We start from the raw sequence: 25271 nt of genomic DNA, 5'->3' as shown, positions 1-25271 counted from the left end.
ATTCACCCTATCGCGATGATACCGAGCAGCGACTCCCGGTCAGGCCGGCTCGGTCGCCAGGGCGGCGCCGTCGGCGCCCTGCGTGGGGGGAGCGGAGTGGAACGGTGATTCAGTTGGAGGACTGGACGAGCTGAGCGCGCGGCCCGGAGAGGGCCGCGCGCGATCAGGCCGTCTGCTGCTGGGCGGCGCTGATGCGCTCGGAGCGCAGCGCGTCGTACCAGGTGTTGTCCGCCGGGGGCAGGGCGCTCACGTCGAGCGCGAGCTTGATCAGCAGGTCCGCCACGGCCGGGTTGCGGGCCATGACCGGGCCGTGCAGGTAGGTGCCGAAGACGGTGTCCCGCCAGGCGCCCTCGGTGCCGTCGCCGGTCCCGTTGCCGCCGCCGACGGTGACCCGAGCCAGTGGGGAGACGCCCTGGCCCAGATGGGTGATGCCCTGGTGGTTCTCGAAGCCTGTCATCGTCGGCAGGCCGAGGCGCGGGTCGGGCTCGGCGAGGATGTCGCCGACGTTGCGGTGGCTCTCGCCCCGGGTGCTCCACACGTCCAGCAGGCCCAGGCCCGCCGTCCGCTGGCCCCGGTCGTCGACGAACTCGTGGCCCAGGATCTGGAAGCCGGCGCAGACGCCGAAGACGATGGCGCCGTTCTCGACCGCGCGGTGCAGACCCGGGTCCTGCCGGATCCGCTCACCGGCGAGCCGCTGCGGGCGGTCCTCGCCGCCGCCGATCAGGTAGATGTCACCGCTGGTCGGCACCTGCTGGTCGGAGCGGACGTCGATCCGCTCCACCTGCAGGCCGCGCTGCCGGGCCCGGCGCTCGACGACGAGCACGTTGCCGCGGTCGCCGTAGGTGGAGAGCAGGTCGGGGTAGATCCAGACCAGCCGAAGGGCGCTTTCACTCATGGCGGGAAGGTCCTTGCTTTCTCGGTGCCGGCGGTCAGTTCTGCACGTCGCGGCGGAGCTGCTGGAAGGCGGTGTAGTTGGCGATCGCCTCGATCCGGCCGGCGGGCGCCATCGCCACGGCCTGCTGGATCGAGTCCACCACCTGGAACTGCACACCGGCGACCTCCAGCCGGACCGCGAGGTCCAGCCTGCGCTGGCCCATCACGAAGACCGGGTGGCCGACCAGCCGCTCGTAGTCGACGTCCCACAGCCAGGAGGTGTCGGTGCCGTCCGCGGAGAGCGCGTTGACGGAGAGCACCACCGGCGCGGGCGCCGGGTCGATCAGCGTGAAGGTCTCCAGCCAGCCCGCCGGGTTCTTGGCGAGCAGCAGGCGCACCTCGCGTCCGGCCACCATGACCGACTCGTAGCGGCCCGCGACGGCCGTGACCGACTCCATCCGCTGCAGCGCGACCTGCGGGTGCACGCCGAAGACCGAGGCGACGGCCGCGGTGGAGGCGGCGTTCGACAGGTTGGCGCGGCCCGGCAGCTGGAGCCGGATCGGCCACGGCGAGCCCTGCGGGTCGACCACGAACTCGCCCTGGAGCGCCCAGTGCGGCTGCGGGCGGCGGAAACCGCAGGACGGGCAGAACCACTCCTCGTCCGGGCGCTGCATGACGCCGCCACAGCTCGGGCAGGACCAGGCGTCCTCGCGGTAGGCCTGACCCGCCGCCACCCAGATCACCCGGCGGCAGGACGAGGCGGCCCAGGTGACCAGCGGGTCGTCGGCGTTGGCGATGATCACGGCCTCGGACCCGGCCAGGCCCTCGCGCCACTTCTCGGCCAGCATGCGCGTCTCGGACGAGCGGTCGAGCTGGTCGCGGGAGAGGTTGAGCAGGGCGATGGCCTTCGGGTGCGTGTCCCGGGCGACCATGGCCAGGTACTTCTCGTCCACCTCGATGACGCCGAACCGCGCGTCCTCGCCGTCCGCCAGGGCGGAGGTGATGCCGGCCGGCATGTTGGCGCCGAGCGCGTTGGAGACGACCGGCCCGGCGGCGCGCAGCGCCTCGGCGATCAGACGGGTGGTGGTGGTCTTGCCGTTGGTCGCGGAGACCAGCACCACGTCGAGGTTCTCGGACAGACGGCTCAGCAGTTCCGGGTCCACCCGGAGCGCGACCTTTCCGCCGATCACCGAGCCACTTCCGCGTCCCGCCGCGCGTGACACGGCCGCTGCGGCCTTTCCGGCGGTGACGGCGAGCTTGGCGCGAGCGTTCAGCGAGGCCGACGGCACGGCCGAATCGGGTTGCGCGGACATCGGTGTGCTTCCTCCTGCGGTCTGCCTGCGGGACGGCGAGGCTTTCCGTAGCCTACCGGGCGGATCCCTTCCGCTGCGGGCAGCGTCCATCTCCGTCCGGTTCCCGGTCATCTGATCCGCCTGCGAACTGTGCGCCGCCCGAGCGGACCTCCGCCCCGACGGCCCCGTGCACAGGCGCGGCGGAGCATCCGCTTAAAGTCGTCCCATGCTCTCCCGCATTCCCGGCAGTGCCGGCACCGTGCATCCCGTCACCCCCTGGGCCTCGGCGGTGCTCCGTGAGCCGTGTGCGCCCGTCGAGGTCTTCGACCGGGAGCTGACACGCCTGGTCGAGGACATGTTCGCGACCATGTACGCGGCGGACGGCGTGGGCCTGGCGGCCAATCAGATCGGGGTCGGGAAGCGGGTCTTCGTCTACGACTGCCCCGACGACGAGGACGTCCGCCATGTGGGACACGTCGTCAACCCGGTGCTGGTGGAGGCGGACGGGGTGGTCGTGGCCGGCGAGGAGGGCTGCCTCTCGCTGCCCGGACTGCGGGCGCAGACCCCGCGCTACGACCGCGCCGTGATCCGGGGCCAGGACCTGACGGGCGCGCCGGTCGAGATCGAGGGCACCGGCTTCTTCGCCCGCTGCCTCCAGCACGAGTCGGCGCATCTGGACGGCGGCGTGTTCGTCCAGGAGCTGACCGGACTGCGCGCGTTCCTCGCACGCCGCGCGATCCGTCGCGCGCCCTGGTACCTGCCCGCCGACGGCGTCTGACTGGCGGAACGGACCCAAGTGACCCGGTGGCAGGCGGAACCAGGGCGGACGGCCGTCCAGGACGAGTGGGGCCAGGTCGTGGCCGACTTCGTCCGGGTCGCCGTGACCAGCGGCGGGATCGACGACGGGGCTGACGGCGCGGTTGATGGCGGGGTTGACGGCCGGGCCGACGACGGGGGCGGCGACGGAGGCGGCTTCTGGTGGGCTGACGACCTGCGTCCCCGCTGCTCCGACCTCGCCCATGCGGCGCGGGTGGTCGGCCAGGTGCTGGCCGGCTGGACGCTGGACGTCCGGGTGGCCACGGCCGAGACCGACTTCGCCGAGCTGCTGCACCGTTCCGCCGAGGCGTTCGGACGCCACGCCCACCACTACCTCTGGGACTTCGCGCTGACGCGCCCGGACCCGCGCTGGCACGACCCGGAGCTCCCGCACGGTCTGACGCTGGCCGCGCCCGGCGAGGTGGGCGGCCGTCGACTCTTCCGGCTGCACCGACGCGCCTACCCGCCGGGCCATCCGGACCACCCGGCCGGTGATCCGGAGTGGTTCGCGTCGATGGTCCAAGGGCGGCTCTTCGGTGAGCTGCTGGACGGCAGCGCGGTCGCGCTCGCGCCCGGCGGACGGCCGGTGGCCGCGGTGCTGGTGGCGCAGCGCAGCAGCTGCCTCGCGGGTGACGGGCCCGGCGTGGTGGACATCTTCCGCGACCCCGAGCACGCGCCTCCGGGGCTGGGCGCGTCACTGCTCCGGCGCGCCCTCGCGCGCACCGCGCAGGCGGGCCTGCCCACGCTGCGGCTGGAGGTGACCGAGGGCAACCCGGCCCGACGGGTCTACGAGCGGACCGGCTTCGCCTACAGCGGCAGCTCGCGGCGACTGCGCCTGCCCGGGGGTGCCTCCCGGCCGAAGGCCATGGGGAGAGTCCCACAGCCCGTCCGCTGACGGCGGGTCAGTCGCGGCCACGGACAGGTGCGTTCAGTCCGCGATCTTGGTCGCGCCCGGGTTGTCTCCGGCGGCGGCGAGGCGGCCCCAGAGCAGGTCGGCCAGGGTCTGCACCATCCGCTGCCTGGGGAAGGGCTGGTGCTCCAGCCACCAGTCGCCCCCGGCCAGCACCATGCCGGTGATCGCCTGGCCCCACGCCTCCGCCATGACGTCGCTCGAGGGCCCGAGGTCCACCTGCGTCGCGATCGCACGGCTCAGCTCGGCCGCGATCGCCCGCAGCGTCGGCGCCAGCGGCCCGGCGGGGGAGAGCCCGTCCGAGGCCGGGTCGGGGTGGGCGAGGAACCGGTAGACCTGCGGCGCGGACTCGATCGCGGCGAGGTAGGTGTCGAGCACGTTCTCCACCCGCTCCCGCCGTTCCAGCGGCGCGGCCAGCGCGTCCCGGATATGGGCGAGCAGCGCGGCCGAGTGCCGGTCGGCCAGTGCGCGGTAGAGCCCGTTCTTGTCGCCGAAGTGCCGGTACAGGATCGGCTTGGTGATTCCCGCCTCGGCCGCGATCGCGTTCATGCTCGCGCGCGGCCCCTCGCGGCGCACCACCCGGTCGGCGGCGTCGAGCAGCGCCGTGCGCCTCTCGTCGCGGGCGTCGGCCTCGGTCCCCATGCCTTGACATTCCTTACTACGTAGTAACAAACTTTGAGCGTGTTACCGACGGTAACACCTGGACGGGAAATCGAGTAAGCGCAACGCGCCCGGGGAGACACAGATGACGGCCTTCAACCTCGCACTCAACGACGACCAGATCGCCGTCCGCGACTGGCTGCACGGCTTCGCCCGGGACGTCATCCGCCCGGCCGCGGCCGAGTGGGACGAGCGGGAGGAAACTCCCTGGCCGATCATCCAGGAGGCCGCCAAGGTCGGCATCTACTCGCTCGACTTCTTCGCCCAGCAGCAGTTCGACCCGACCGGCCTCGGCATCCCGATCGCCATGGAGGAGCTCTTCTGGGGTGACGCCGGCATCGGCCTCGCCATCACCGGCAGCGCGCTGGCCGCTGCGGGCGTCGTCACCAACGGTACGCCCGAGCAGGTCGGTCTCTGGGCGCCGGAGATGTTCGGCACCCCGGACGAGCCCAAGCTGGCCGCGTTCTGCTCCTCCGAGCCCGACGCCGGCTCCGACGTCGCCGCCATGCGCACCCGCGCCGTCTACGACGAGGCCACCGACGAGTGGGTCATCAACGGCACCAAGACCTGGGCGACCAACGGCGGCATCGCCCACGTCCACGTCGTCGTCGCGGTCGTCGACCCGGAGCTCGGCGCGCGCGGCCAGGCGTCCTTCATCATCCCGCCGGGCACCAAGGGCCTGAGCCAGGGCCAGAAGTTCAAGAAGCACGGCATCCGCGCCTCGCACACCGCCGAGGTCGTCCTCGACAACGTCCGCGTCGCCGGCGACTGCCTGCTCGGCGGCAAGGACAAGCTGGACGAGCGCATGGCCCGCGCCCGGGAGCGCGCGGCGGCGATCGCCCGCGGCGAGAAGGTCGAGCAGGTCAAGAACGCGGCGATGGCCACGTTCGAGGCCTCCCGCCCGGCCGTCGGCGCCCAGGCGGTCGGCCTGGCCCGCGCCGCGTACGAGGAGTCCCTGGAGTACGCGAAGACCCGCGAGCAGTTCGGCCGCCCGATCATCGACAACCAGGGCATCGCCTTCACCATCGCCGACATGCGCACCCGCATCGACGCCGCGCGCATGCTGGTCTGGCGTGCCTCCTGGATGGCGGCGACGGGCCAGCCGTTCACGGCGGCCGAGGGCTCGATGTCCAAGCTGTACGCCGGTGAGACGGCGAAGTGGGTCACCGGCCAGGCGATCCAGATCTTCGGCGGCAACGGCTTCACCCGGGAGTACCCGGTGGAGCGGATGCACCGCGACGCGGCGATCTACACCATCTTCGAGGGGACGAGCGAGATCCAGCGGCTCGTTATTGCGCGGACGCTGTCCGGGATGCCGATCCGGTAGCCGTAGGCAGACGGCTCAGTTGCACCTCAGGGGCGCGGGGAACTGCGCGACAAGCCACCCACGTAGGTGATCTGCCGAACGAGCAGGGCCATCCGCACAGGGTGGTTTCCCGTGCCCCTGACGTGCAACTTGCCCGCCTGTCGAAAAGGCCTACCGTGGGTGGGGGACCGACCCGAGGAGGCAGTCATGCCGGGTTCCACCACCATCGGCCGCACCGAGCGACTGGTCATGCTGAGCCACCACGACGCGGAGCGTCTCGCCGACACCATGGACCGGATGGCCCAGCTGCTGGCGTCCGACGGCGCCGACCGGATCACCGACGCCCAGGTCGCCAAGCTCTGCGGTGGCGACGCCTCGATGCGCGCGGAGTACGCGCAGTGGGCGACGGAGCTGGGCCGCTACGTGCGCGGCCACCTCTGACCGTCGCCTCTGCTACTCTCCAGCCATGATCGACGCGCCCAGCTTCCGAATGATGGGCCCCTCCAGGGGCTGCTGAGACGCGAACGCACGCGCGCGTTACCGAGGCCCCGTCACCAGGGGCCTCTCGCATGTCCGCCACAGGCCCCTCCCGCCCGAGACCCGGTGAGCCACCGGAGCGCTGGAGAGCCTGATGAGCACCTACTACGTCACCACCACCATCCCCTACGTCAACGCGCGCCCGCACCTCGGCTTCGCGCTGGAGCTCGTGCAGGCGGACGTGCTGGCCCGGCATCGCCGCACGCGCGGGGGCGCGGTCCGCTTCCTCAGCGGGACCGACGAGAACTCGCTGAAGAACGTGCTCGCCGCCGAGAACGAAGGCGTCGACGTCCAGGACCTGGTCGACCGCAACGCGGCAGCCTTCGCGGAGCTCGCCGCGCCGCTCGCGCTTTCCTTCGACGATTTCATCCGGACCAGCAGGGACCCGAGGCACCGGGTCGGCGTCGAATACCTGTGGCGACGGTGCGCCGAGGCCGGGGATTTCTACCGCAAGGAATATGTCGGCCTTTACTGTGTCGGCTGCGAGGCCTTCTTCGCGGAATCCGAGCTCACCGAGGACGGCCGCTGTCCCGACCACGGGACCGAGCCGCAGCAGGTCAGCGAGGAGAACTGGTTCTTCCGCCTCTCGCGTTACCAGGAGCAGCTGCGCGAACTGATCACGAGCGGGCGGCTGCGGATCGAGCCCGAGTCGCGCCGCAACGAGGTGCTGGCGCTGATCGACTCCGGCCTGCGCGACTTCTCCGTCTCCCGCAGCCGCGCCCGCGCACGGGGCTGGGGGATCCCCGTGCCCGGGGACGAGGAGCAGGTGGTCTACGTCTGGTGGGACGCGCTCGGCAACTACGTCACCAGCCTGGGCCTCGGCGGCAGCGAGACGGACGCGGAGGCCTACCGGACGTGGTGGGCGGGCGACGGTGAGCGGGTGCACCTGGTCGGCAAGGGCGTGCTGCGGTTCCACGCCGTGTACTGGCCCGCGATGCTGCTGTCGGCCGGACTGCCGCTGCCGACAAGGGTGTTGGTGCACGACTACCTGACGGTGTCCGGGCGCAAGATCAGCAAATCCGCTGCCGGCACCTGTGCGTCGGGACCGGCCGCGTCGGTGGACCCGGCGGAGCTGGTGTCGCGCTTCGGGACGGACGCGGTGCGGTGGTGGCTGCTGCGCGAGGTGCCGCGCGTCGGCGACGCGGACTTCACCGAGGAGCGGCTGATCGCCCGCGCGGACGCGGACCTGGCCGGTGGCTTCGGCAACCTGGTCCACCGGGTGGTCACCATGGTCCACCGCTACCGGGACGGCGTCGTCCCGACCGCCACGGTGAGCACCACCGCGACCTCCGAGCTACGCGCGGTCTGCGCGCGGGCGGCGGGCCGGGTGGACGCGGCGCTCGACGCCTTCGACTACCGCGCGGCGGCGGCCGCGGTCTGGACCCTGGTCGAGGAGGCCAACCGCTGCATCGACCGCACGCGGCCGTGGGAACTGGCCAAGGCGGAACACGCGGACGCGGACCCGCGGTTGGACGCGTCCTTGGCCGCGTTGGTCGCGGCGTGCCGCGAGGTCGGCGAACAACTGCGCCCGTTCCTGCCGGACGCGGCGCAACGGATCGTCGTGCGCTGCACGCCGGTTGACGGCAGACTGCCGAAGTCGGAGCCGCTGTTTGCCCGTTTGGGCGGATGAGGTGCAGCACCTCAGGGGCGCGGGGCTCTGCTGATGTGCGGCTCCGCCGCGTGGGCGCGACATGCGGGTGCTTTGCTGCCGCCTGTGGTTGCACCATCAGGGGCGCGGGGAACTGCGCGACAAGCCACCCACGCAGGTAGAGCACCGAACGCGCAGGGCCATCCGCTCATCAGTGGTTTCTCGCGCAGTTCCTCGCGCCCCCAAAGCTTGCAACTGACTGTGTCAGCCCAGCGCGTCCTCCAGGCCGCCGATGGCCTCGGTCAGGATCGAGGCGTCGCGGAGCAGTTCCGGTGGGGTGCCGTCGTTTGCCGCGGACCAGTCCGCGTACGCGGGTTCGACGCCGGAGAGTTGCGCCGGTTCGCCGTCGCGGACCGCGTCCGCCGCGCCGGTGAGGGCGGCGCGGACCGTCGTGGCGAAGGAGAGGGCGCCCGGGACGGGCGCCGTCGCCGTGGGGGTGTGAGCCTCGATCAGCATGGCGGCGCGGCTGATCGCGGCGACCGCCGCGCGCGCGTCGGCGACCTGGGAGGGGCGCAGGCCCCGGTGCCGGACGGGCTCGCTCGCCGCGGAGGCGTCCGTCGCTATCATCGCGGCCCGCGCGCCGCGCAGGTCGAGGAGGGCCTCGCGCATCGCGCGTCGGGACGCGGCCGACGGCTCGCCGTAGGCGTGGAGCGTCGCCGCCGCGTAGCGGCCCGCCGCGGCGATGTGCTCGGCGAGCCGGTCGGGCAGGCGGAGGGTCTGCCAGGTGGGCCAGATCGCGTAAGCGGCCAGCGCCAGCGCGCCGCCGACCAGCGTCATGCTGACCCGCTGCTCCACCGTGTGGGACAGCACCAGGCCGTCCATCGACAGCAGGAAGACGATGTAGAGCGTGATCAGCGTGCTCAGAGCCATGTAGCCGCTGCGGATCGTCAGATACGCGAAGCCGACCGCGCAGACCGCGAGCAGGCCGCAGACCCAGGGGGCCGGCTTGGCCGCGACCATGACCGCCGAGGCGACGCCGACGCCGACGACCGTGCCGACCAGGCGGGCCACACCGCGGCTGTAGGTCTGCGAGAAGTCAGGACGCATGACCATCATCGCGGTCATCGCGGCCCAGTAGCTGTGGCCGAAGGGCAGCACCCGGCCGACGCCCTCGGCCAGCGTCACCACCACGGCGGTGCGCACCGCGTGGCGCAGGACCGGCGAGCTCCAGGTCCAGTTGCGCCGGATCGCGCGGGCGGTGTGGGGGACAAGCTCGCGCAGGCCCGGACGGGGCAGGTAGCGGGGCTGGGCCTCGTCGTCCTGCGCGTCGAGGGCGTCGTGGATCTCGGCCAGCAGGCCGATCAGCCGCAGCGCGGTGTGCTTGGCGATGCCGCTGAGCACCGGGCCGTCATCCGGCAGGGCCAGGGCGCGGTAGGCGTGTTCGGGGATCGGCGCCGGTTTGCCGGTGCGGATCGAGCGGGCGGCCATGTCCAGGATCTCGGCCGCCGCCGCGAGCAGTTCCCGGGCGCGGTCGCGCTCGCGGCCCTCCTCGGCGGCGCCGACGCGGGGGTCGGCCAGGGCGGCCAGCGCCGGGCGCATCCGCTCCACCAGCGAGCGGACGCCGGTGAGTTCGGACGGCCGGTTGCGGGCCTGACCGGGCGTGACCTGGGCGGCCTCGCGGGCGACCATGAGCGGGTCCGGGTCGAACGGCGCGAACGGGTCGTGCCGCAACCGCCGGGCGTAGTCGGCCATGGAGGCGCAGGCCTCGGCCAGCGCCTCACGGTGCGCGCCCCAGCGGTTGACCGGCCAGACCACCACCAGCAGCGCCTGGATCGCGCCGCCGCCGGCGATCACCGCGGCGTGCTGCGCGGCTTCGAGGACCGTGGTCGGCAGGGTGACGATGACCAGCATCACCGTGACCGTCATCGACGCCAGGATGCCCGCGGTCTGGCCGCCGACCCAGGCCATGCCCGCGCCGAAGGCCCACAGCGCCAGCACCGCAAGGAAGAGCGGCGGCCACGGCGAGACGACGTAGCCGACGAAGGTGCTCAGCGACAGTCCCAGCGCGGTCGCCAGCGCCAGCCATGCCCGCGGACGGTAGCTGCGCTGGAAGGTCGCCATCCCGGCCAGCTGCGCGCCGAGCGCGGCCGAGGTCGCGATCGCCGGGGTGCTCACCGCGAGCGCGCCGAAGAGCGCGATCGCCACACCCAGCGCGCCCCGCAGTGCGGCGAGCGGCGCACCGGTCGCCCGCTCGACGCGGAGCCCGGACCGGGTGGTCGACTTGATCGAGCGGTACCAGGAGGAGGACCTGGTGGCCTGCTGCGGCGGTGGCGGGATCATCGCTGGCCAGATTAGTGCAGTTTGATCAGTTTGATCAGGGAGCGGACGGACGCCGTTCGCTCGTGCGGCGACCTGGCTGTCCGTCAGGCCGGCGCTGTCCGTCAGGCCGGCCGCAGCCGGGACTACCCGCGCGGGTGCTCGTTCCAGGTCGCGACGACCGGGCGGCCGTGCTCGGTGCTGAGACGGCTGATCGTGCCCGTGGCCAGCTGGAACAGCGCCCCGTCCGCGGGCGGCAGCCCGAGCCGCCGCGCCGTCAGCACCCGCAGGAAGTGCGCGTGCGCGACCAGGACCGCGTCGCCGCCGGTGCTGTTCTCGAGAGCCGCCTCGATCCGGGCGATCACGCGGTCGGCGCGGACGCCCACCTCCTCCGGCGTCTCGCCCGGGTGTTCCTCGGGGCCGGGGGCCACGCCGTCCGTCCAGAGGTTCCACGTCGGCCGGGTGCGGTGGATCTCGCGGGTGGTGACGCCCTCGTACGCGCCGTAGTCCCACTCGTGCAGGTCCGGGTCGACGCACACATTGTCCAGACCGGCCAGCTTGGCCGTGTCCTGGGCGCGGGTCATCGGGCTGACCAGCGTCACCGCGATCTTGTGCTCGCCCAGCAGCGGCGCCAGCGCACGGGCCTGCGCCTCGCCGTTCGCGGTGAGCGGCAGGTCGGTCCAGCTGGTGTGCCGGCCCGACAGGCTCCACTCGGTCTCGCCGTGGCGTACCAGGATCAGGTCGCTCATCGCCGCTCTCCACTGCTCGGGGCTGCTCAAGAGGTGAACGGTCGGATCGTCCGCTCATCGTCACGCTAGCGGGTCGCGGCGGTAAATCGCTCGCCGCGCCCTCCCGACCTGGCCTACCGTGCCCGGACGTGAGCAGTCGCCTGCGGAATGTCGCCGCACAGAACCAGTCCATCGCCGAGGCCGGGGGTTACCGGGCCGAGGACGGCACCGAGGTCCGGATCGCGGAGGCGCTGGCGGCGGCCGTGGCCGGGACCCGGTGCGTCGCGCCCGACGCGGTGCTGCCCGCGCCGAGGGGCGGGGCCGAAGCCGGAGCCTGTACGGCGTTCGAGGTCACGGCGGAGGGGAGCCTGCAGGCGGCGCGCCGCCTGGTCGCGTCAGCCGCGGCCGCCGGCGGGCGGGACGGCGGGGGCGGTCGGGACGGCCGGGGTGGTGGCAGGCGTGACGGCTCGGTCGCGGTGCTGAACTTCGCGTCCGCGCGGAACGTCGGTGGCGGATACCTGGGCGGCGCCCGGGCGCAGGAGGAGGATCTCTGCCGTCAGTCCCTGCTCCACCCCTGCCTGTTGACCGCCCCGGAGTACTACGACGCCCACCGGGCCTCGGACGACCTGCTCTACAGCGACCGGCTGATCTGGTCCCCGGCGGTGCCCGTGCACCGGGGCGAACGGGGTGAGCTGCTGGCGCAGCCCTGCGCTGTCTCCTTCCTCACCTGCCCCGCGCCGAACGCGGGCGCGCTGCTGCGCCGCGACGGCCGCGACCCGGAGGCCCGCGCCCGGATCCTGTCCCGGATCGGCGAGACGCTGACGCGCCGCGCCGGGCGGGTGCTGGGCGTGGCGGCGGGCGAGGGCGTGCGTGATCTGGTGCTCGGCGCCTGGGGGTGCGGCGTCTTCCGCAACGACCCGCGCGAGGTGGCCGAGGCGTTCCGCGCCTGGCTGCGGCCGGGAGCAGCGTTCGCCGACACCTTCGACCGCGTCGTCTTCGCCGTCTGGGACCGGGCCGAGCCGTCGCCCAACCGGGCCGCGTTCGCGGAGGTCTTCGCGGGCCTGGGCGCGACGTCAGAGTGAGCGCAGCTCGTGGGTCACGACCCGCCCGCCGACGGCGATGAAGCCCTCGGGGAGCGGCCGGGTCCGGATCCGGGAGGCGACGCCCTGGCGGATGTCCAGTGCCCGGCCTTGCTCGCCGGTCAGCACGACGGCGGCAGCGCCGGTCGCTTCGTCCTCGTCGACGCCGTCCCCGCGTCCGGGGAAGCCCCGGGCGCGGACGGCCCCGGCGCTCTCGTCCTGCCACGCCCAGGCGTAGAGCCAGCCGGCCCCGGGCGGCGGGACCTCCAGGGCGTCGACCTCCGCCGGGCTCCCGTACCGCTGCGTCCGCTTGCCGGCGACCCACTCGGCGCGGCCGGAGATCCAGCTGAACTCCCCGTCCTGCCACGCCGGTACGTCCCCGGCCTCCGGGCGCAGCAGTTCCCCGCCGAGGCCCTCCTGACGCAGCAGCCAGCCGGTCCCGACGAGCGGGTAGCCGGCGAACGGCAGCCGGACGCTGGGCGTGTAGATGTCCACAAGGCCGCTCGCGGCGTCGTCGACGAAGACGGTCTCGGAGAACCCGAGCTTGGCGGCGACGCGCTGACGCTCGGTCCGCTCGGGGATCGCGGCGCCGTCCAGCATCACTCCGAGCGGGCTGCCGCCGTGACCGTCGGGACCGCAGAACACGCGTACGACGTGAAGGTTCGTCATGAGTGCCCATTCTGCCGTGTCGGCGCGCGCCGTGTTCTGCTGTCCCGGCCTGTCCCGCGCGGTCAGGCCTGGGCCGGCTCCTCCTCCGCGGCGGGCTGCGGGGTGAGGCGGTGCAGGCCCTTGCGGTCGTAGTAGCGGGTCATCGAGAAGCCGAAGATCAGCGCCAGGGCGAAGCCGACCGCGATCATGATCCAGGCCCTGAGTAGGCCGGCGTCGGCGCGCGCGCCGAAGTAGAGGATGGACCGGACTCCGGCGCTGAGTTGCCGCATCGGCTCGAACGCGCCCAGGAACCGGTAGAAGGGCGGCACCGCCTCCAGCGGTACGGTCGCGCCGGAGGAGGGCAGTGACAGCGCGATGAAGACGAACATCGACACCAGCTGCCCGATCCCGCCGAAGGCGGCGTTGATCGCCTGCACGCCGAGCCCGACCGCGAGGCAGGCGCAGTAGGAGAAGATCCACAGCAGCGGGATGTGCGTCGCGTCCATCCCGAGCGCGGCGACGCAGGCCACCATCACCATCGTCGTGGTGAGCACCGAGATCCCGGCGGTCATCCACATCTTCAGCACCAGCGTCCGGGTCCGGTTGATCGGGACGGTCGGACGGCGGGTGTGCCAGGGGCCGATCTCGCTGTCCGCGTAGCCGAGGGCGGTGTCGACGCCGTTGTGGATCAGGTTGCCGCCGATGAAGCCGCTGAGCACCAGCAGCAGCGTGTAGTAGAAGGCGCTCAGCCCCAGGCCGCTGTGCTGCCCGATCGGGTGGCCGACCTGCGTGGTGACCGCGACCGGGTCGGCCAGCAGCAGCCGGGTGGTCGCGTCCACGCCCGCGGTCGCGGGGGAGGAGGTCAGCTCCTTGCCGATGGTCAACGAGGCCTGGTGGGCCGCGTTCTGGTTGATCTGGGACGCGAGCGAGGAGCCGAGGCTGCCCACACCCGGGTTGGTCAGCACGCTGATCGTGGGCCGCGTCGTCGCGTGTGCCGTCGTCAGCGCCCCGACCGAGGCGGTGAAGTCGGCCGGGATCACCAGCGCGCCGTAGACCTTGCCGGATGCCAGCAGGTCCTGTGCCTGCGCCTGGCTCACCTGCTTCCAGTCGACGGAGCCGACCGGCGAGGCGGCCACGATCGCCTGAGTGACCTGCGCGCCCAGGTTCTGCCGCTGACCGGGCAGCGGCGCTCCGGTGTCGGCGTCGACGACGGCGACCGGGAGCCGGTGCAGGCTGACGCTCGGGTCGAGGATGCCGCCCATGTAGAGCAGCGAGAGCACCAGCGCGACCAGCGTGGCGAGGACGGACGGAACCAGCCACAGTTTCGGCCGCCGCAGCAGCGCGGCGACGCGCGCCTGTCGCTGGGGGGCTCGACCGCGCGGCGTGATCGGGGAGGCCATGGTGACCCACGCTAGATCGCGGTGCGGGGCTCGCCCGGGCGCGACACGGGGAGGAAGGGGAGGAAGGAGACAGCACGGCCGGCACGGACGGCAGAGGCGGAACGAGCGGGCAAAACGAGCGGCCAAAACGAAGCGGGCCCGTGATCGATGATCACGGACCCGATCCGATGCGTGCGCGAGGGGGGACTTGAACCCCCACGCCCCGAAGGGCACTAGCACCTCAAGCTAGCGCGTCTGCCATTCCGCCACCCGCGCATCGGACTCTGTCTTTGCGGCCCTGCGGCCTCGCTGACGGGGATAACCATAGCAAAGATCAGCGGCCGTTCCGAAACGCGTTCCCGGGCGGTCATCAGGGGTGCGACCTGCGGGGACTCGACGGGCTCGGACGCGGCGGGCTTGGGCGCGAGCGCGGCGCGGGAGAGGATGGGCAGCACTGCACCCGAACCTCGGAACCCCGGACCTTCGGAACCCCGGGCTCCGGATCTACGGATCTACGGATCTACGGATCCACGGACGCGCGGTGCGGCATCGACGCGGAGAGAGGCTGAGGAGCGTGAGCGAGACAGTGGGCGGAACCAGCGCGGCGAGTGGGGCGGCGGGCGAGGGCTTCGGCGAGGCGGAGGTCGCCGAGCTGTGCCGGGACCTGATCCGGATCGACACCAGCAACTACGGTGACGGCTCCGGCCCCGGCGAGCGCGCCGCCGCCGAGTTCGTCGCCGAGAAGCTGGCCGAGTTCGGCCTGGAGCCGCAGATCATCGAGTCGGAGCGGGGCCGGGCCAGCACCATCGCCCGGATCGCGGGCGAGGACCCGTCCCGTCCGGCGCTGCTGATCCACGGGCACACGGACGTCGTCCCCGCCAACGCCGACGACTGGACCCACCACCCGTTCGCGGGCGAGATCGCGGACGGCATGGTCTGGGGCCGCGGCGCGGTCGACATGAAGGACATGGACGCGATGACGCTGGCCGTCGTCCGCGACCGGTTGCGCAGCGGGCGCAAGCCGCCGCGCGACATCGTCCTCGCGTTCCTCGCCGACGAGGAGGCGGGCGGCGTCTACGGGGCGCACCACCTGGTCGACAAGCACCCGGGGCTGTTCGAGGGCGTGAACGAGGCCATCGGCGAGGTCGGCGGCTTCTCCTTCACGGTCAACGAGAACCTGCGCCTCTACCTGGTGGAGACCGCCGAGAAGGGCATGCACTGGATGCGGCTCACCGTGGACGGCACCGCCGGTCACGGCTCGATGACCAACAAGGACAACGCCATCACCGAGCTGTGCGAGGCGGTGGCCCGGCTCGGCCGGCACAAGTTCCCCGTGCGCATCACCAAGTCGGTGCGGCACTTCCTGGACGAGCTCTCCGACGCGCTGGGCGTCGAGCTCGACCCGGAGGACATGGACACCACGCTGGAGCGGCTGGGCGGCATCGCCAAGCTGATCGGCGCGACGCTGCGCAACACCGCCCAGCCGACGATGCTCGGCGCCGGCTACAAGGTCAACGTCATCCCCGGGCAGGCCACCGCGCATGTGGACGGGCGCTTCCTGCCCGGCTACGAGGAGGAGTTCCTGACCGAGCTGGACGCCGTCCTCGGCCCGCGCGTCCGGCGCGAGGCGGTCCACCACGACAAGGCGGTGGAGACCGACTTCGACGGTCCGCTGGTGGCGGCGATGCAGTCGGCGCTGGTCGCCGAGGACCCGATCGCGCGCGCCGTGCCGTACACCCTCTCCGGCGGGACGGATGCGAAGTCCTTCAGTGAACTTGGAATCCGCTGCTTCGGTTTCGCGCCGCTGCGGCTGCCTCCGGAGCTGGATTTCGCCGGAATGTTCCACGGAGTGGACGAGCGCGTTCCGGTCGACAGCCTGAAGTTCGGCGTCCGGGTGCTGGACCGCTTTATCGACCAGTCCTGAGCCGAGCGGGGAAGTCGCCCACCGAGCCGGTCTGATAATGGCGGATTTTCGTATGGGCGTGCGGAAGTTCTCACTCCAACGGGTGATCGTCACCGGGGTCACGTACCCCATTTGCCGCAGTGTCGTTCACTCATATGCAGCCCACCGAACGGGCTGTTCCCATGGAGAAGGAGAGACCATGCAGGTCAAGAAGATCGCCGTCGTCGTCGCCACCGCTGGTGGTCTGGCCCTCGCGGGCGCCGGTGTGGCCAGTGCGCACTCCGCGACCGCCGAGGGCGCGGCCTGGGGTTCCCCGGGTGTGCTGTCCGGCAACGTGGTCCAGGTTCCGGTCTCCGTGCCGGTGAACGTCTGCGGCAACACCATCAGCGTCATCGGTCTGCTCAACCCGGCGTTCGGCAACCACTGCGAGAACAACTGAGCCGGTCCCGGGAGAATCCGGAAGACCGAACCGGTCGATCGAGAGCCTGATTGCGCGCCCGATTGAGTGTCTGATCGACCATTGAGCGGCCCCTGGAGGGTTTTTCCTCCCGGGGCCGCCGTATTTTCCAGTGCATCTGTCCCGATCGCTCTCTCGATCACGGAATCGGTGCGAGTCCAACCGTGCCCCGGGGCGCGTCCTGTCGTTGTCAGTGGTACGGGGGAGCAGGCCCGGTGCGCGCGCACGTGCGCGGTATTCGCATTCGGGCATTCCAGCAACAACCGGGTGACCTGCGGGTCGCCCGAAGGACTGAGGGCAGGGCACAACCATGCGACAAGCTGCCAAACGCGGTTTGCTCACGGTCATGGCGACCGGGAGCGTGTTGGCTTCCACTGCGGGTTATGCGGCGGGGTACGCCTTCGCCGATGCGGGCGCCACGGGCGCCTCCAGCGACTCACCGGGCGCGCTCTCCGGCAACACCGTCCAGGTTCCGGTCTCCGTGCCGGTGAACGCCTGCGGCAACACGGTGAACGTGGTCGGGCTGCTCAACCCGGCCTACGGCAACCACTGCGCCAACGACTCCCTCCGCGGCGCCCGTGGGGGAGGGGACAGCGGTGGGGAGAACGGCGGCAACGCCGGGGGCGGCACCGCCAAGGGCGGCGCGCACGGCTCGCCCGGTGTCGGGTCGGGCAACTCGGTGCAGGTGCCGGTGAGCATCCCGCTCAACCTCTGCGGCAACACCGTCAACGCCCCGGGCGCGGGCAACCCGGCCTATGGCAACGACTGCGGCAACCACAGCTCCGCCACGGGCGGGGACACCGGGGGCAGTGGGGCTCCGACGCCGTCGCCGAGCTGCGCGTGCACCTCCCCGGCCGGGGGCGGCAGCACGGGCAACACCGGGGGTGAGCAGCCTCCGCCGCCGAACAGCGGGACGCCGAACAGCTCGCCGTCCCACCGCATGAGCCCGCCGCCGCCCAACGGCGAGGTGCTCGCCGAGACGGGTGGCGGCAATGACGCGCTGCTGCTGGCCGGGGGCGGCGTCCTGCTGGCCGCGGGCGGTGTGGTGGTCTACCGCAAGGCCCGGCGTCAGCCCTCCCGGTAGGCGTCAGTCTTCCAGGTAGGCGCTCAGCGGGCTGCGCACCTGGCGGATGATGCGTCGCTTGAGCGTGACTTTGCGTCGCCCGTCCGGGAAGAGGCGGAGTCGGTCCAGTTCCCAATGGCCGTACTCCGCCTGCTCGGTGAGCAGCACCCGGGCCTCGTTGCGGCTGACCGTACGGGGCAGCATCAGCGAGCGGAACTCGTACTCGGGCTGGCGGACGATCTTTCGCGGCGCTTTGCCGGTGGATGTGATGGGTGGGGTCAAGACTCTTCCTCCCGCGGACGAACACAGGCAAGCCTACGACCGGTCCAGGTCAGGTTCTCAAAAGGCTGCCCAGAGTGGAAGACCGGCAACCCAGGGCGCACCCAGGGCGACCGATTCGTGATCGTTTTCCAACGAGGCGGACAACTCCGATGCGCGGGCTGCCCGGGAACGGATAGCGTGCGGGTCATGTCTGATGTCGTGCGCCCCTCCGAAGAACAGATCGCCCGGGTTCGCACCGCGGCGGACGCGGTCAAGGCCGCGGTCGACGCGCACTTGGCCGCCGTCGAGACCAGAGCCGGCCAGGGCGATCCGGCGGTCGCCGACGCCTACGAGGCACTCGCCGTCGCGGCGGACGCCTATGACGAACTGCTCGACGAGGTCTACGACGAGTTCACTCCCTTCGAGGTGCCCCATCCGGACGGCAGCGGCCTGTCGGACGGCATCGAGCCGGAGGCGGTCAGTGTGCTGATCCGCCGCGACTACACCGTCACCGACCCCGGGGCCCTCCGTGAGGCCGTCGGCGCCCCGACCGTGACCGGGGCGCTGCGCACCCTCTTCAGCGACTTCGAGCCGGACCGGGTCGCCCGCCACGCCTCCGACTTCGGCCTGGAGGAGGGCGACTCGACCCTCTGGATCCTCGCCGCCGACCCGAGCGAGCCGGGCGAGTGGCTCGCCGACCCGTTCGACGCCGCCGAACCGGAGCTGCTGATCGCCCGGTTCGACGTGATCGAGGAGTACGAGGACGAGCTGGACGAGGCCCTCGACCCCAGCTGAGCCGCGCCCGGCCCGCGCGGCCGACCGCCGACGCGGGCCCGTGGCGTCCTACTCGCCCGAGAGGATCGTTCGCAGGCGGGTGGTGCGGGGGCGGGCCGCATGCGTGGCCACCGTCTGCGGAAGGGCCGGGCCGAGGGCGTTGATCAGCGAGAGGTGACGCTCGGCCCGGCCGCAGGCGGAGTAGAGCCACTGACGGCTCAGCTCCGGCCCCGCCTCGGGCGGCACCACGACCACCACGCCGGGCCAGCGGCGACCGGCCGCCTGATGGGCCGTCAGCGCCCAGCCGTGCCGCACCTCGCCGAGCTGCTCACGCGGGACGACGACCGTCTCGGAGCCGAAGGCGATCTCCAGCCCCTCCGGCACCGCGCCGCGCACCACGCCCTCGTGGAGGACGCCCGGTGCGGGCACCCGGACGACCGCGTCGCCCGCGTCGAAGCCGCCGAACTGGCCCGGCCCGGGGTTGAGCCGCTGCTTGAGCGCCGCGTTGAGCGCACGCGTCCCCGCCGGGCCCGCGTGCGCGGGGACCAGGACGCGGACCTGCTCGGACGGAATGCCCAGCGCGCGGGGGATCGAGTCGCCGACGAGCTGGACGGCGCGGTGCACGGCCTCGGCGGCGTCCCTGGCCTGCACCAGGACGACCTCCTTCTCGGGGGCCTCGACCGGTTCGAGCTCGCCGATGCCGATGCCCGAGACCAGCTCGCCGATCGGGCCGAAGTCCGGCTGGCGGGACGCGACGACCGGCGCGGGCTTGGCCGCCACCAGGTCCGCGAAGACCCGGCCGGGCCCGGCGGACCAGAGGTCGCCCGGATCGCCGCTCAGCACCAGGCGCCCACCGTCCGCCAGCGACTCCGCCACCGTGGCGGCCAACTCGGCGTCGAGCGCGGGCGCGTCACAGACGATCAGCAGGTCGAGCGCGAGCGTTCCGTCCTCGTCACGCTCGCCGGAGGCCAGCAGCGTGGCGAGCGGCACGGCGTCGGGGTCGAGCCGCCGGGCGCTGTCGGCGTGCGTCGCCGTGAGCGCGGCCCGCAGCCCGAGCTGCCGGGCGGCCTGGAGCAGCGCCACGGGCTCGGAGCGGGCGGTCTCGCCGCCGGTGTGCAGCACGAGCGCGGAGTCGGCGACAGCGCGGATCAGCGCGGCGGCAGAGGAGTTGGGCGCGGCGTCGATCACCTCGTCCCAGCTGGGGCGGGGTGCGGCCGGCTGCTCCTCCGACGGCTCTTCTTCCGAGGGCTGCTCCTCCGAGGGCTCCTCCGTGTCGTCGGTGACCGCCGCAGACCCGCCCGGGGCCGCGTCGCGGCCGGGGAAGGTGGAGCTCAGCCGGACCAGGCCGTCGGCGAGGCTCTCCTCGGCCAGCGCGAGCCGGTCGAGCGCGAGCAGCACCTGACCGGCGGCTGCCTCCTCCGACTCGTCCTCGTCGTCGCCCTCCTCCTGGAAGGCCATCACCCGACCGTCCGTCAGCACCTGCGCCAGGGCCTCGTCCGGGGCCGGCACGCCGTGGTCCGCAAGCCCGCGGTGGATCTCGCCGAGCTCGACGGCCGTGTGGCCGTGCAGCGACGCGCGCTCCAGCAGCCACTGGACCAGGGCGTTGGCCCGTCGCTCGTCCCCCGGCGAGGCCTCGGCGCCGAGCAGGCCGCGCGCGAACTCGTCCGCGTTGGCGGGCAGCACGCCGGGCACCGACAGCACGGCCCACGGGTCCTCCCGCAGGGCGTCGGCGGCGCGCTCGCCGAGCGCGCCCACCACGGCAGGGGCGAGCTGCGCGGGCGCTCCCCCCTCGCCGAGGATCGCCGCTGCGTCCGCCACGGCGTCCCGCGCCTGGGCGTCGACGTCCTGCGCCTGGCCGTCGGCGGCGCGGATCGCCTCGGCGAGCTGCGCGGTCACGGCGGTCGCAGTGTTCGCGGCGGTGTCACTCATCGGTCGCGGCCCTTCGGAATACGTGCGTGTCTGACGCAAAGAACGCTAGCGGCCGCCACTGACAAATCCGGAATCCGCCCCGGAGCGGATCGGTGCACGTCAGTACAGCGCCGTCCAGTTCTGGTCGGGATAGACGTGAACGGGCGCGGAGATGTCGTCCAGCGCGTTGCGGATCTCCGTCGGCAGCGTCAGCGACTCCACCTGGAGCGCGGCCTGCAACTGCGTGGCCGTGCGTGCGCCGAGGACCGGCGCGGTGACGCCCTCGCGGTCGCGGATCCACGCCAGCGCCACCTGCAGCGGCGTGGTCGCGAGCCCGTCGGCCGCCGTGGCGACGGCGTCGACGATGCGGCGACCGCGCTCGTCCAGGTAGGGGTGGACGAAGGCGCCGAAGGTCGGTGAGGCGCCGCGCGAGTCCGGCGGGGTGCCGTGCCGGTACTTGGCCGTCAGCACCCCGCGGCCGAGCGGCGACGAGGCCAGCAGGCCGATGCCCGCGTCCAGCGCGGCCGGCAGGACCTCGCGTTCTATCCCGCGCTGCAGCAGCGAGTACTCCATCTGCGTTCCCGCCAGCGGGACCCGGCCCGGGACCGACCGCTGCCAGGTCGAGGCCTTGGCCAGCTGCCAGCCGCAGTAGTTGCTGACGCCGACGTACCGGGCCCGGCCGCTGCTGACGGCGAGGTCGAGCGCGTGGAGCGTCTCCTCCATCGGGGTGTCCGGGTCGAACGCGTGCACCTGCCACAGGTCGACGTAGTCGGTGCCGAGGCGCGCCAGCGAGGCGTCCAGTGCGCGCAGCAGGTGGCCGCGCGAGCCGTCGAAGCGGCGGTCGCGGTCGGGGACGCTGCCCGCCTTGGTGGCGATGACCAGCTCGCTGCGCGGGACCAGGTCGTCGATCAGCCGGGAGAGGAGGTACTCCGCGCCGCCGTCCGCGTAGACGTCCGCCGTGTCGACCAGGGTGCCGCCCGCGTCCATGAAGACCTTGAGCTGGTCGGCGGCGTCGTGCTCGTCGACATCCCGGCCCCAGGTCATGGTGCCGAGGCCCAGACGGGACACGCGCAGGCCGGTGCGGCCCAGATGACGCTGCTGCACGGGTGGGAGCCTTCCGGTGACGGGCGGGGGCGGTCGGGAAGCTGGCGGGGAGGTGGTGGTGAGGCCGTGGGAAGCCGGCGGGGTGAGCCTACGCGGAACCTCTGTGCCCCGAGGGCATCGGCCGCCACCCGAACGGAGGCGTGTCCCGGCCGGAGACGTCGGAGGCCCGTGCTACTGGCCGGTAGCCGCGCGCGGACGCGGGGGCTAGAGTCGGCGCAGACGCTCCGCTGGGGACCAGAGGTAACCAGGGAGACCCGCCGGCAAGGAGGCAGCAGCGTGCGACTCGGGATCAACCTCGGCTACTGGGGACTCGGCAACGACGCCGACAACATCGCCGTCGCCCAGGAGGCGGACCGCCTCGGGTACTCGGTCTGCTGGGCCGCCGAGGCCTACGGCTCGGACGCGGCCACCGTGCTGGCGTACGTCGCGGCCAAGACCGAGCGGATCGACGTCGGCTCCGCGATCTTCCAGATCCCGGCCCGCACGCCCACCATGACCGCGATGACCGCGGCCACCCTGGACACGCTCTCCGGCGGCCGGTTCCGGCTCGGGCTCGGCGTCTCGGGGCCGCAGGTCTCCGAGGGCTGGTACGGCGTCAAGTTCGACAAGCCGCTGGCCCGCACGCGTGAGTACGTCGAGATCGTCCGCAAGGCCATGTCCCGCGAGCGCGTCGCCCACGACGGCGCCAACTGGACGCTGCCGCTGCCGGGCGGTCCGGGCAAGGCGCTCAAGCTCACCATCCACCCGGTGCGCGAGCGGATCCCGCTCTACATCGCGGCCATCGGCCCGAAGAACCTGGAGCTGACCGGCGAGATCGCCGACGGCTGGCTCGGCATCTTCTTCGCCCCGGAGCAGGCCGAGCTCTCCCTGGCCTCCGTGCGCGCCGGCCGCGAGAAGGCGGGCCTGACGCTGGACGGCTTCGACGTCGCCCCGAACGTCCCGATCGCGGTCGCCGCGAGCGACAGCGAGGCGGACCTGGCCGCGGCGGCGGACATCTTCCGCCACTACACGGCGCTCTACGTGGGCGGCATGGGCAGCAAGGAGCAGAACTTCTACAACCGCGTCGCCTGCCGGATGGGCTACGAGGAGGCGGCGGAGGAGATCCAGAAGCTCTACCTCGCGGGCGACAAGGCGGCCGCGGCGGCCGCGGTGCCGCAGCAGCTCATCGACTCCACCACCCTGGTCGGCACCCGCGACCGCATCGCCGACCGCCTGCGCGCCTACGCGGACGCGGGCGTGACGACGGTCAACCTCTCCCCGGGCGGGTTCACCCTGGACGAGCGGATCACCGCGCTGCGGACGGCGGTCGAGGCCCTGGAGCAGGCCGGGCTGGCCTGATCCCGAGGCGCCGACCCCTGTGACGCGACGTCCGCGGGCGGAAGCTGTCCGTCACGCCGTGGACAGAACTCCGTGCTCAGCGGCGGTAGTTCAAGCCTGAACAAGGCGTAGCCGGTGGACGAACAGTCGCTCGCGCCATGACAGGAACACCCTTTTGCGGTCTGAGATTTGATTCCGTAATGCGCCTGGGTGGGCTTCGTCGGCGAAAAGGGTGGGTGGCCGTGGGTGACGTGCTTGTCGGGAGAGGGCGCTGCAGCGCCGCGCAGGTGGGTGACGGGCTCTACGGTTGGCGGCTGAAAGCGCTCAACGGCCGCGTCGTCGGAGTCTCCGTCCCGTGCTACCGCACCGAGGAGGCGGCACTGACGGCCTGTCAGGCCCTGTGCCTGGAAGGGGCGGTGGCCATCGCGGAGCACGCGCGGATCGCCCATGTCCACCAGGGCGTCGGCTGGGTCTGGACAGTGAGTCTCACGGCCGGCCGCCCGCTCGCCCGCTCGCCGCGGGCGTACGAGCGCTACGGCACCTGCCGGAAGTCGCTCGGGAGTTTCGTGGCGCTGCTGGAAGAGGTGGCGGCATGACGATGCGCCGTCCCGCCGGGCCGACCGCGGTCCGTTCGTGCGGCCCGGAACGCCCCCGCGGCCCGCGGCTCCTGGTGCTGCAAGGCAGCGGAAACCAGGTGCGCTGGACGCTGTTGGCGGCCAACGGTCGGCCGCTGGCGCGTTCGCTGCGGGCCTTCCCGGGCGACGACGCGCTGGCCGCGGGGCTGCGGGAGCTGCTCGCCGACCGGAACGCGTTGCGGTTCACGCTCACGCAGCCCGGCGGCGGGCGGGAGTGGGTGTGGACGGCCCATCTGCCGTCCCGTCGCAGCGACAGCGGCCACCAGCAGCCGGTGGCCCAGAGCGCCCGCGGCTACCTGCGGTCCGACCAGTGCCGACGCGGCGCCGTGGGCTTCCGCGACGCCCTGGACGCGGTGAACGCCGCATGGCCGAAGAGCAGGTGAACCGCCACGTGGAGAAGTACACACGACGCCCACGGCGGCCGGAGAAGCCCGGCTGACCTGCATGTTCGTCATCCGACACGAGGGGGCCCCGGGAGCCTTCCGGCTTGTCCGGCGATCGGGCGCCCGGAAGGCTCTGGCTCGCCGAAGCCCGTACCGAGGCTTCGGGACGCCTGTACGACCCGCCCTTCGTGGAGGACCGGAACATGCGCACCATCTCGCTGTCCAAGCCGCTCTTCGCCGTCGCGATCGCCGCCGCGGTCGCCACCCTGGCCGCCGGCCCGGCGCTGGCCGACCCGCCGAGCGGGGTCACCCCCGCCGCGACCGACATCGTCGGCGTCGGTTCGGACACCACCCAGGCGCTGTTCAACCAGCTGTCCGCCGACTACACCGGCACGCCCAAGCTCTACAGCTGGGACGCGACCGGCAGCAGCCCGATCACGCCCAAGTCGGGCGCGTCCTCGATCGCCCGCCCCAACGGTTCGAGCGCGGGCATCACCGCGCTGAGCACGACGACCAGCAGCACGCTGGACTACTCGCGTTCCTCGCGCCCGGCCGGCAGCTCCGACCCGACCGGGCTGACCTTCATCGCCTACGCGAAGGACGCCGTGTCCTACGCGGCCGACGCGAACGGTGACGCCCCCGCCAACCTGACCACGGCGGACCTGAAGAACATCTACACCTGCACCGACACCAAGTGGAACCAGATCACCGACATCTCCGGCTACACCGGTTCCGCCAACACCATCCAGGCGTTCCTGCCGCAGGTCGGCTCGGGCACCCGGGCGTTCTTCGAGAGCGTCCTCGGGCTCACCGACGCCCAGATCGGCTCCTGCGTCAACAGCACGGTCGAGGAGAACGAGGGCACCAACGCGCTGCTCCAGACCGCCGACGCGATCGTCCCCTACTCCGTGGGCCACTACATCGGCCAGGTGTACTTCGGTCACACCACCTCGACCGACGCGCCCGGCCCGCTGACGGTCCGTGAGACCAACGGCGTCGTGCCCATCGACACCGTCAACCACGTGATCACCTCGGCCTACGCGGCCACGTCCTACGCGCGCAACCTGTACACCGTGGTGCGCACCGCGGACTGGAACGCCGGGAACGCCCACGCGACCGCGCTGAAGGGCCTGTTCAGCTCCACCGGCTGGGTCTGCAAGAACAGCACGGCCCAGGCGGACGTCAAGAGCTTCGGCTTCCTGCTGCTCGGCCTGTGCGGCACCACCAGCACGACCTGATCCCTTCTGCTCCTCCCTGCGGCGGGGGGGGGGGGGGCCCCCCCCCCCCCCCCCCCGGGGGGGGGGGGGGGCCGGGGGGGGGGGGGGGGGGCGCGC

At 72.6% G+C, this 25271-nt stretch carries 24 protein-coding genes and 1 tRNA gene; 14 read left to right on the top strand and 11 right to left on the bottom strand.

The genetic code is table 11. The annotated features are described in order from the left end of the window. Positions 1-163 precede the first annotated feature (163 nt). Both I2501_RS18625 and I2501_RS18620 read right to left on the bottom strand, forming a co-directional pair. The gene (locus tag I2501_RS18625) at positions 164-895 is read right to left on the bottom strand and encodes a type 1 glutamine amidotransferase (protein ID WP_196195212.1); all 732 of its coding nucleotides are present in this window, start codon (positions 893-895) and stop codon (positions 164-166) included. Between the two features lie 34 nt (positions 896-929). Further along, positions 930-2186 (bottom strand): MurT ligase domain-containing protein, encoded by a 1257-nt coding sequence (locus tag I2501_RS18620; protein ID WP_196195211.1) that lies wholly within the window; start codon positions 2184-2186, stop codon positions 930-932. A gap of 205 nt (positions 2187-2391) precedes the next feature. On the opposite strand from I2501_RS18620, the gene def reads away from it, so the two are divergent. Further along, the gene (gene def, locus I2501_RS18615) at positions 2392-2943 is read left to right on the top strand and encodes a peptide deformylase (RefSeq protein ID WP_196195210.1); all 552 of its coding nucleotides are present in this window, start codon (positions 2392-2394) and stop codon (positions 2941-2943) included. Between the two features lie 18 nt (positions 2944-2961). Further along, a complete protein-coding gene (locus I2501_RS40630) occupies positions 2962-3876 on the top strand; it encodes a GNAT family N-acetyltransferase (protein WP_196195209.1) in 915 nt (304 codons plus the stop codon). 33 nt (positions 3877-3909) lie between these two features. On the opposite strand, the gene I2501_RS18605 is transcribed toward I2501_RS40630, so the two are convergent. Further along, positions 3910-4533: a TetR family transcriptional regulator gene (locus I2501_RS18605; protein WP_196195208.1), complete on the bottom strand. Its 624-nt coding sequence runs from the start codon at positions 4531-4533 to the stop codon at positions 3910-3912. Between the two features lie 103 nt (positions 4534-4636). Between I2501_RS18605 and I2501_RS18600 the strand changes: the two genes are divergently transcribed. From I2501_RS18600 to metG, 3 genes are all read left to right on the top strand, one after another. Then, positions 4637-5878: an acyl-CoA dehydrogenase family protein gene (locus tag I2501_RS18600; RefSeq protein WP_196195207.1), complete on the top strand. Its 1242-nt coding sequence runs from the start codon at positions 4637-4639 to the stop codon at positions 5876-5878. Between the two features lie 186 nt (positions 5879-6064). Beyond that, entirely contained in the window at positions 6065-6298 is a 234-nt protein-coding gene (locus I2501_RS18595) for a hypothetical protein (RefSeq protein WP_196195206.1), read from the top strand. A 190-nt stretch (positions 6299-6488) separates the two neighbouring features. Beyond that, positions 6489-8024, top strand: a complete 1536-nt coding sequence (gene metG, locus I2501_RS18590; protein WP_196195205.1) for a methionine--tRNA ligase — start codon at positions 6489-6491, stop codon at positions 8022-8024. 222 nt (positions 8025-8246) lie between these two features. Here metG and I2501_RS18585 read toward each other — a convergent pair whose 3' ends face one another. Together I2501_RS18585 and I2501_RS18580 are read right to left on the bottom strand one after the other, a co-directional pair. After that, positions 8247-10322, bottom strand: coding sequence for an FUSC family protein (locus tag I2501_RS18585; protein WP_196195204.1), 2076 nt, complete (start codon positions 10320-10322; stop codon positions 8247-8249). 122 nt (positions 10323-10444) lie between these two features. Beyond that, positions 10445-11047, bottom strand: a complete 603-nt coding sequence (locus I2501_RS18580; RefSeq protein ID WP_196195203.1) for a histidine phosphatase family protein — start codon at positions 11045-11047, stop codon at positions 10445-10447. Between the two features lie 128 nt (positions 11048-11175). Here I2501_RS18580 and I2501_RS18575 point away from each other — a divergent pair, with 128 nt between their 5' ends. Beyond that, positions 11176-12108, top strand: coding sequence for a TIGR02452 family protein (locus I2501_RS18575; protein WP_196195202.1), 933 nt, complete (start codon positions 11176-11178; stop codon positions 12106-12108). On the opposite strand, the gene I2501_RS18570 is transcribed toward I2501_RS18575, so the two are convergent. The 3 genes from I2501_RS18570 to I2501_RS18560 form a co-directional block, all read right to left on the bottom strand. Further along, positions 12100-12774, bottom strand: a complete 675-nt coding sequence (locus I2501_RS18570; RefSeq protein ID WP_196195201.1) for a PhzF family phenazine biosynthesis protein — start codon at positions 12772-12774, stop codon at positions 12100-12102. The two genes, I2501_RS18575 and I2501_RS18570, sit on opposite strands and share 9 nt — an antisense overlap. A gap of 62 nt (positions 12775-12836) precedes the next feature. Beyond that, positions 12837-14153 (bottom strand): YhgE/Pip domain-containing protein, encoded by a 1317-nt coding sequence (locus I2501_RS18565; RefSeq protein WP_196195200.1) that lies wholly within the window; start codon positions 14151-14153, stop codon positions 12837-12839. Between the two features lie 172 nt (positions 14154-14325). Further along, positions 14326-14408, bottom strand: a tRNA-Leu gene (locus I2501_RS18560). 310 nt (positions 14409-14718) lie between these two features. On the opposite strand from I2501_RS18560, the gene I2501_RS18555 reads away from it, so the two are divergent. From I2501_RS18555 to I2501_RS18545, 3 genes are all read left to right on the top strand, one after another. Further along, positions 14719-16056: a M20/M25/M40 family metallo-hydrolase gene (locus tag I2501_RS18555; protein ID WP_196195413.1), complete on the top strand. Its 1338-nt coding sequence runs from the start codon at positions 14719-14721 to the stop codon at positions 16054-16056. Positions 16057-16234: 178 nt separating this feature from the next. Continuing rightward, on the top strand, positions 16235-16474 hold the full coding sequence (locus tag I2501_RS18550) for a chaplin (RefSeq protein WP_196195199.1): 240 nt from the start codon (positions 16235-16237) through the stop codon (positions 16472-16474). Positions 16475-16838: 364 nt separating this feature from the next. Further along, positions 16839-17576, top strand: a complete 738-nt coding sequence (locus I2501_RS18545; protein ID WP_328806450.1) for a chaplin — start codon at positions 16839-16841, stop codon at positions 17574-17576. A gap of 3 nt (positions 17577-17579) precedes the next feature. On the opposite strand, the gene I2501_RS18540 is transcribed toward I2501_RS18545, so the two are convergent. Then, positions 17580-17795 carry a DUF5703 family protein gene (locus I2501_RS18540; protein WP_328806486.1) on the bottom strand — a complete coding sequence of 72 codons (216 nt, stop codon included), beginning with the start codon at positions 17793-17795 and terminating at the stop codon, positions 17580-17582. 228 nt (positions 17796-18023) lie between these two features. Here I2501_RS18540 and I2501_RS18535 point away from each other — a divergent pair, with 228 nt between their 5' ends. Continuing rightward, the gene (locus tag I2501_RS18535; RefSeq protein WP_196195197.1) at positions 18024-18611 is read left to right on the top strand and encodes a hypothetical protein; all 588 of its coding nucleotides are present in this window, start codon (positions 18024-18026) and stop codon (positions 18609-18611) included. Positions 18612-18659: 48 nt separating this feature from the next. Here the strand turns inward: I2501_RS18535 and I2501_RS18530 are convergent, their stop codons facing one another. Together I2501_RS18530 and I2501_RS18525 are read right to left on the bottom strand one after the other, a co-directional pair. Beyond that, positions 18660-20519 carry a helix-hairpin-helix domain-containing protein gene (locus tag I2501_RS18530; protein WP_196195196.1) on the bottom strand — a complete coding sequence of 620 codons (1860 nt, stop codon included), beginning with the start codon at positions 20517-20519 and terminating at the stop codon, positions 18660-18662. A gap of 99 nt (positions 20520-20618) precedes the next feature. Then, complete coding sequence (locus tag I2501_RS18525) at positions 20619-21602, bottom strand: aldo/keto reductase (RefSeq protein ID WP_196195195.1); 984 nt, start codon at positions 21600-21602, stop codon at positions 20619-20621. A 276-nt stretch (positions 21603-21878) separates the two neighbouring features. Between I2501_RS18525 and I2501_RS18520 the strand changes: the two genes are divergently transcribed. The 4 genes from I2501_RS18520 (at position 21879) to I2501_RS18505 (ending at position 25175) form a co-directional block, all read left to right on the top strand. Then, positions 21879-22940 carry an LLM class F420-dependent oxidoreductase gene (locus tag I2501_RS18520; protein WP_196195194.1) on the top strand — a complete coding sequence of 354 codons (1062 nt, stop codon included), beginning with the start codon at positions 21879-21881 and terminating at the stop codon, positions 22938-22940. A 221-nt stretch (positions 22941-23161) separates the two neighbouring features. After that, positions 23162-23515: a YegP family protein gene (locus I2501_RS18515; RefSeq protein WP_196195193.1), complete on the top strand. Its 354-nt coding sequence runs from the start codon at positions 23162-23164 to the stop codon at positions 23513-23515. After that, positions 23512-23937, top strand: coding sequence for a hypothetical protein (locus tag I2501_RS18510; RefSeq protein ID WP_196195192.1), 426 nt, complete (start codon positions 23512-23514; stop codon positions 23935-23937). The genes I2501_RS18515 and I2501_RS18510 overlap by 4 nt, the downstream gene beginning before the upstream one ends. A gap of 104 nt (positions 23938-24041) precedes the next feature. Then, positions 24042-25175, top strand: a complete 1134-nt coding sequence (locus I2501_RS18505; RefSeq protein WP_236046631.1) for a PstS family phosphate ABC transporter substrate-binding protein — start codon at positions 24042-24044, stop codon at positions 25173-25175. Positions 25176-25271: the final 96 nt, after the last annotated feature.

Origin of the sequence: Streptacidiphilus fuscans (assembly GCF_015690355.1) — a bacterium.
In the GTDB taxonomy this organism is placed as follows: domain Bacteria; phylum Actinomycetota; class Actinomycetes; order Streptomycetales; family Streptomycetaceae; genus Streptacidiphilus; species Streptacidiphilus fuscans.
The sequence above is the reverse complement of the archived record's forward strand: the minus strand, read 5'-3'. Positions and strand labels throughout refer to the sequence as shown.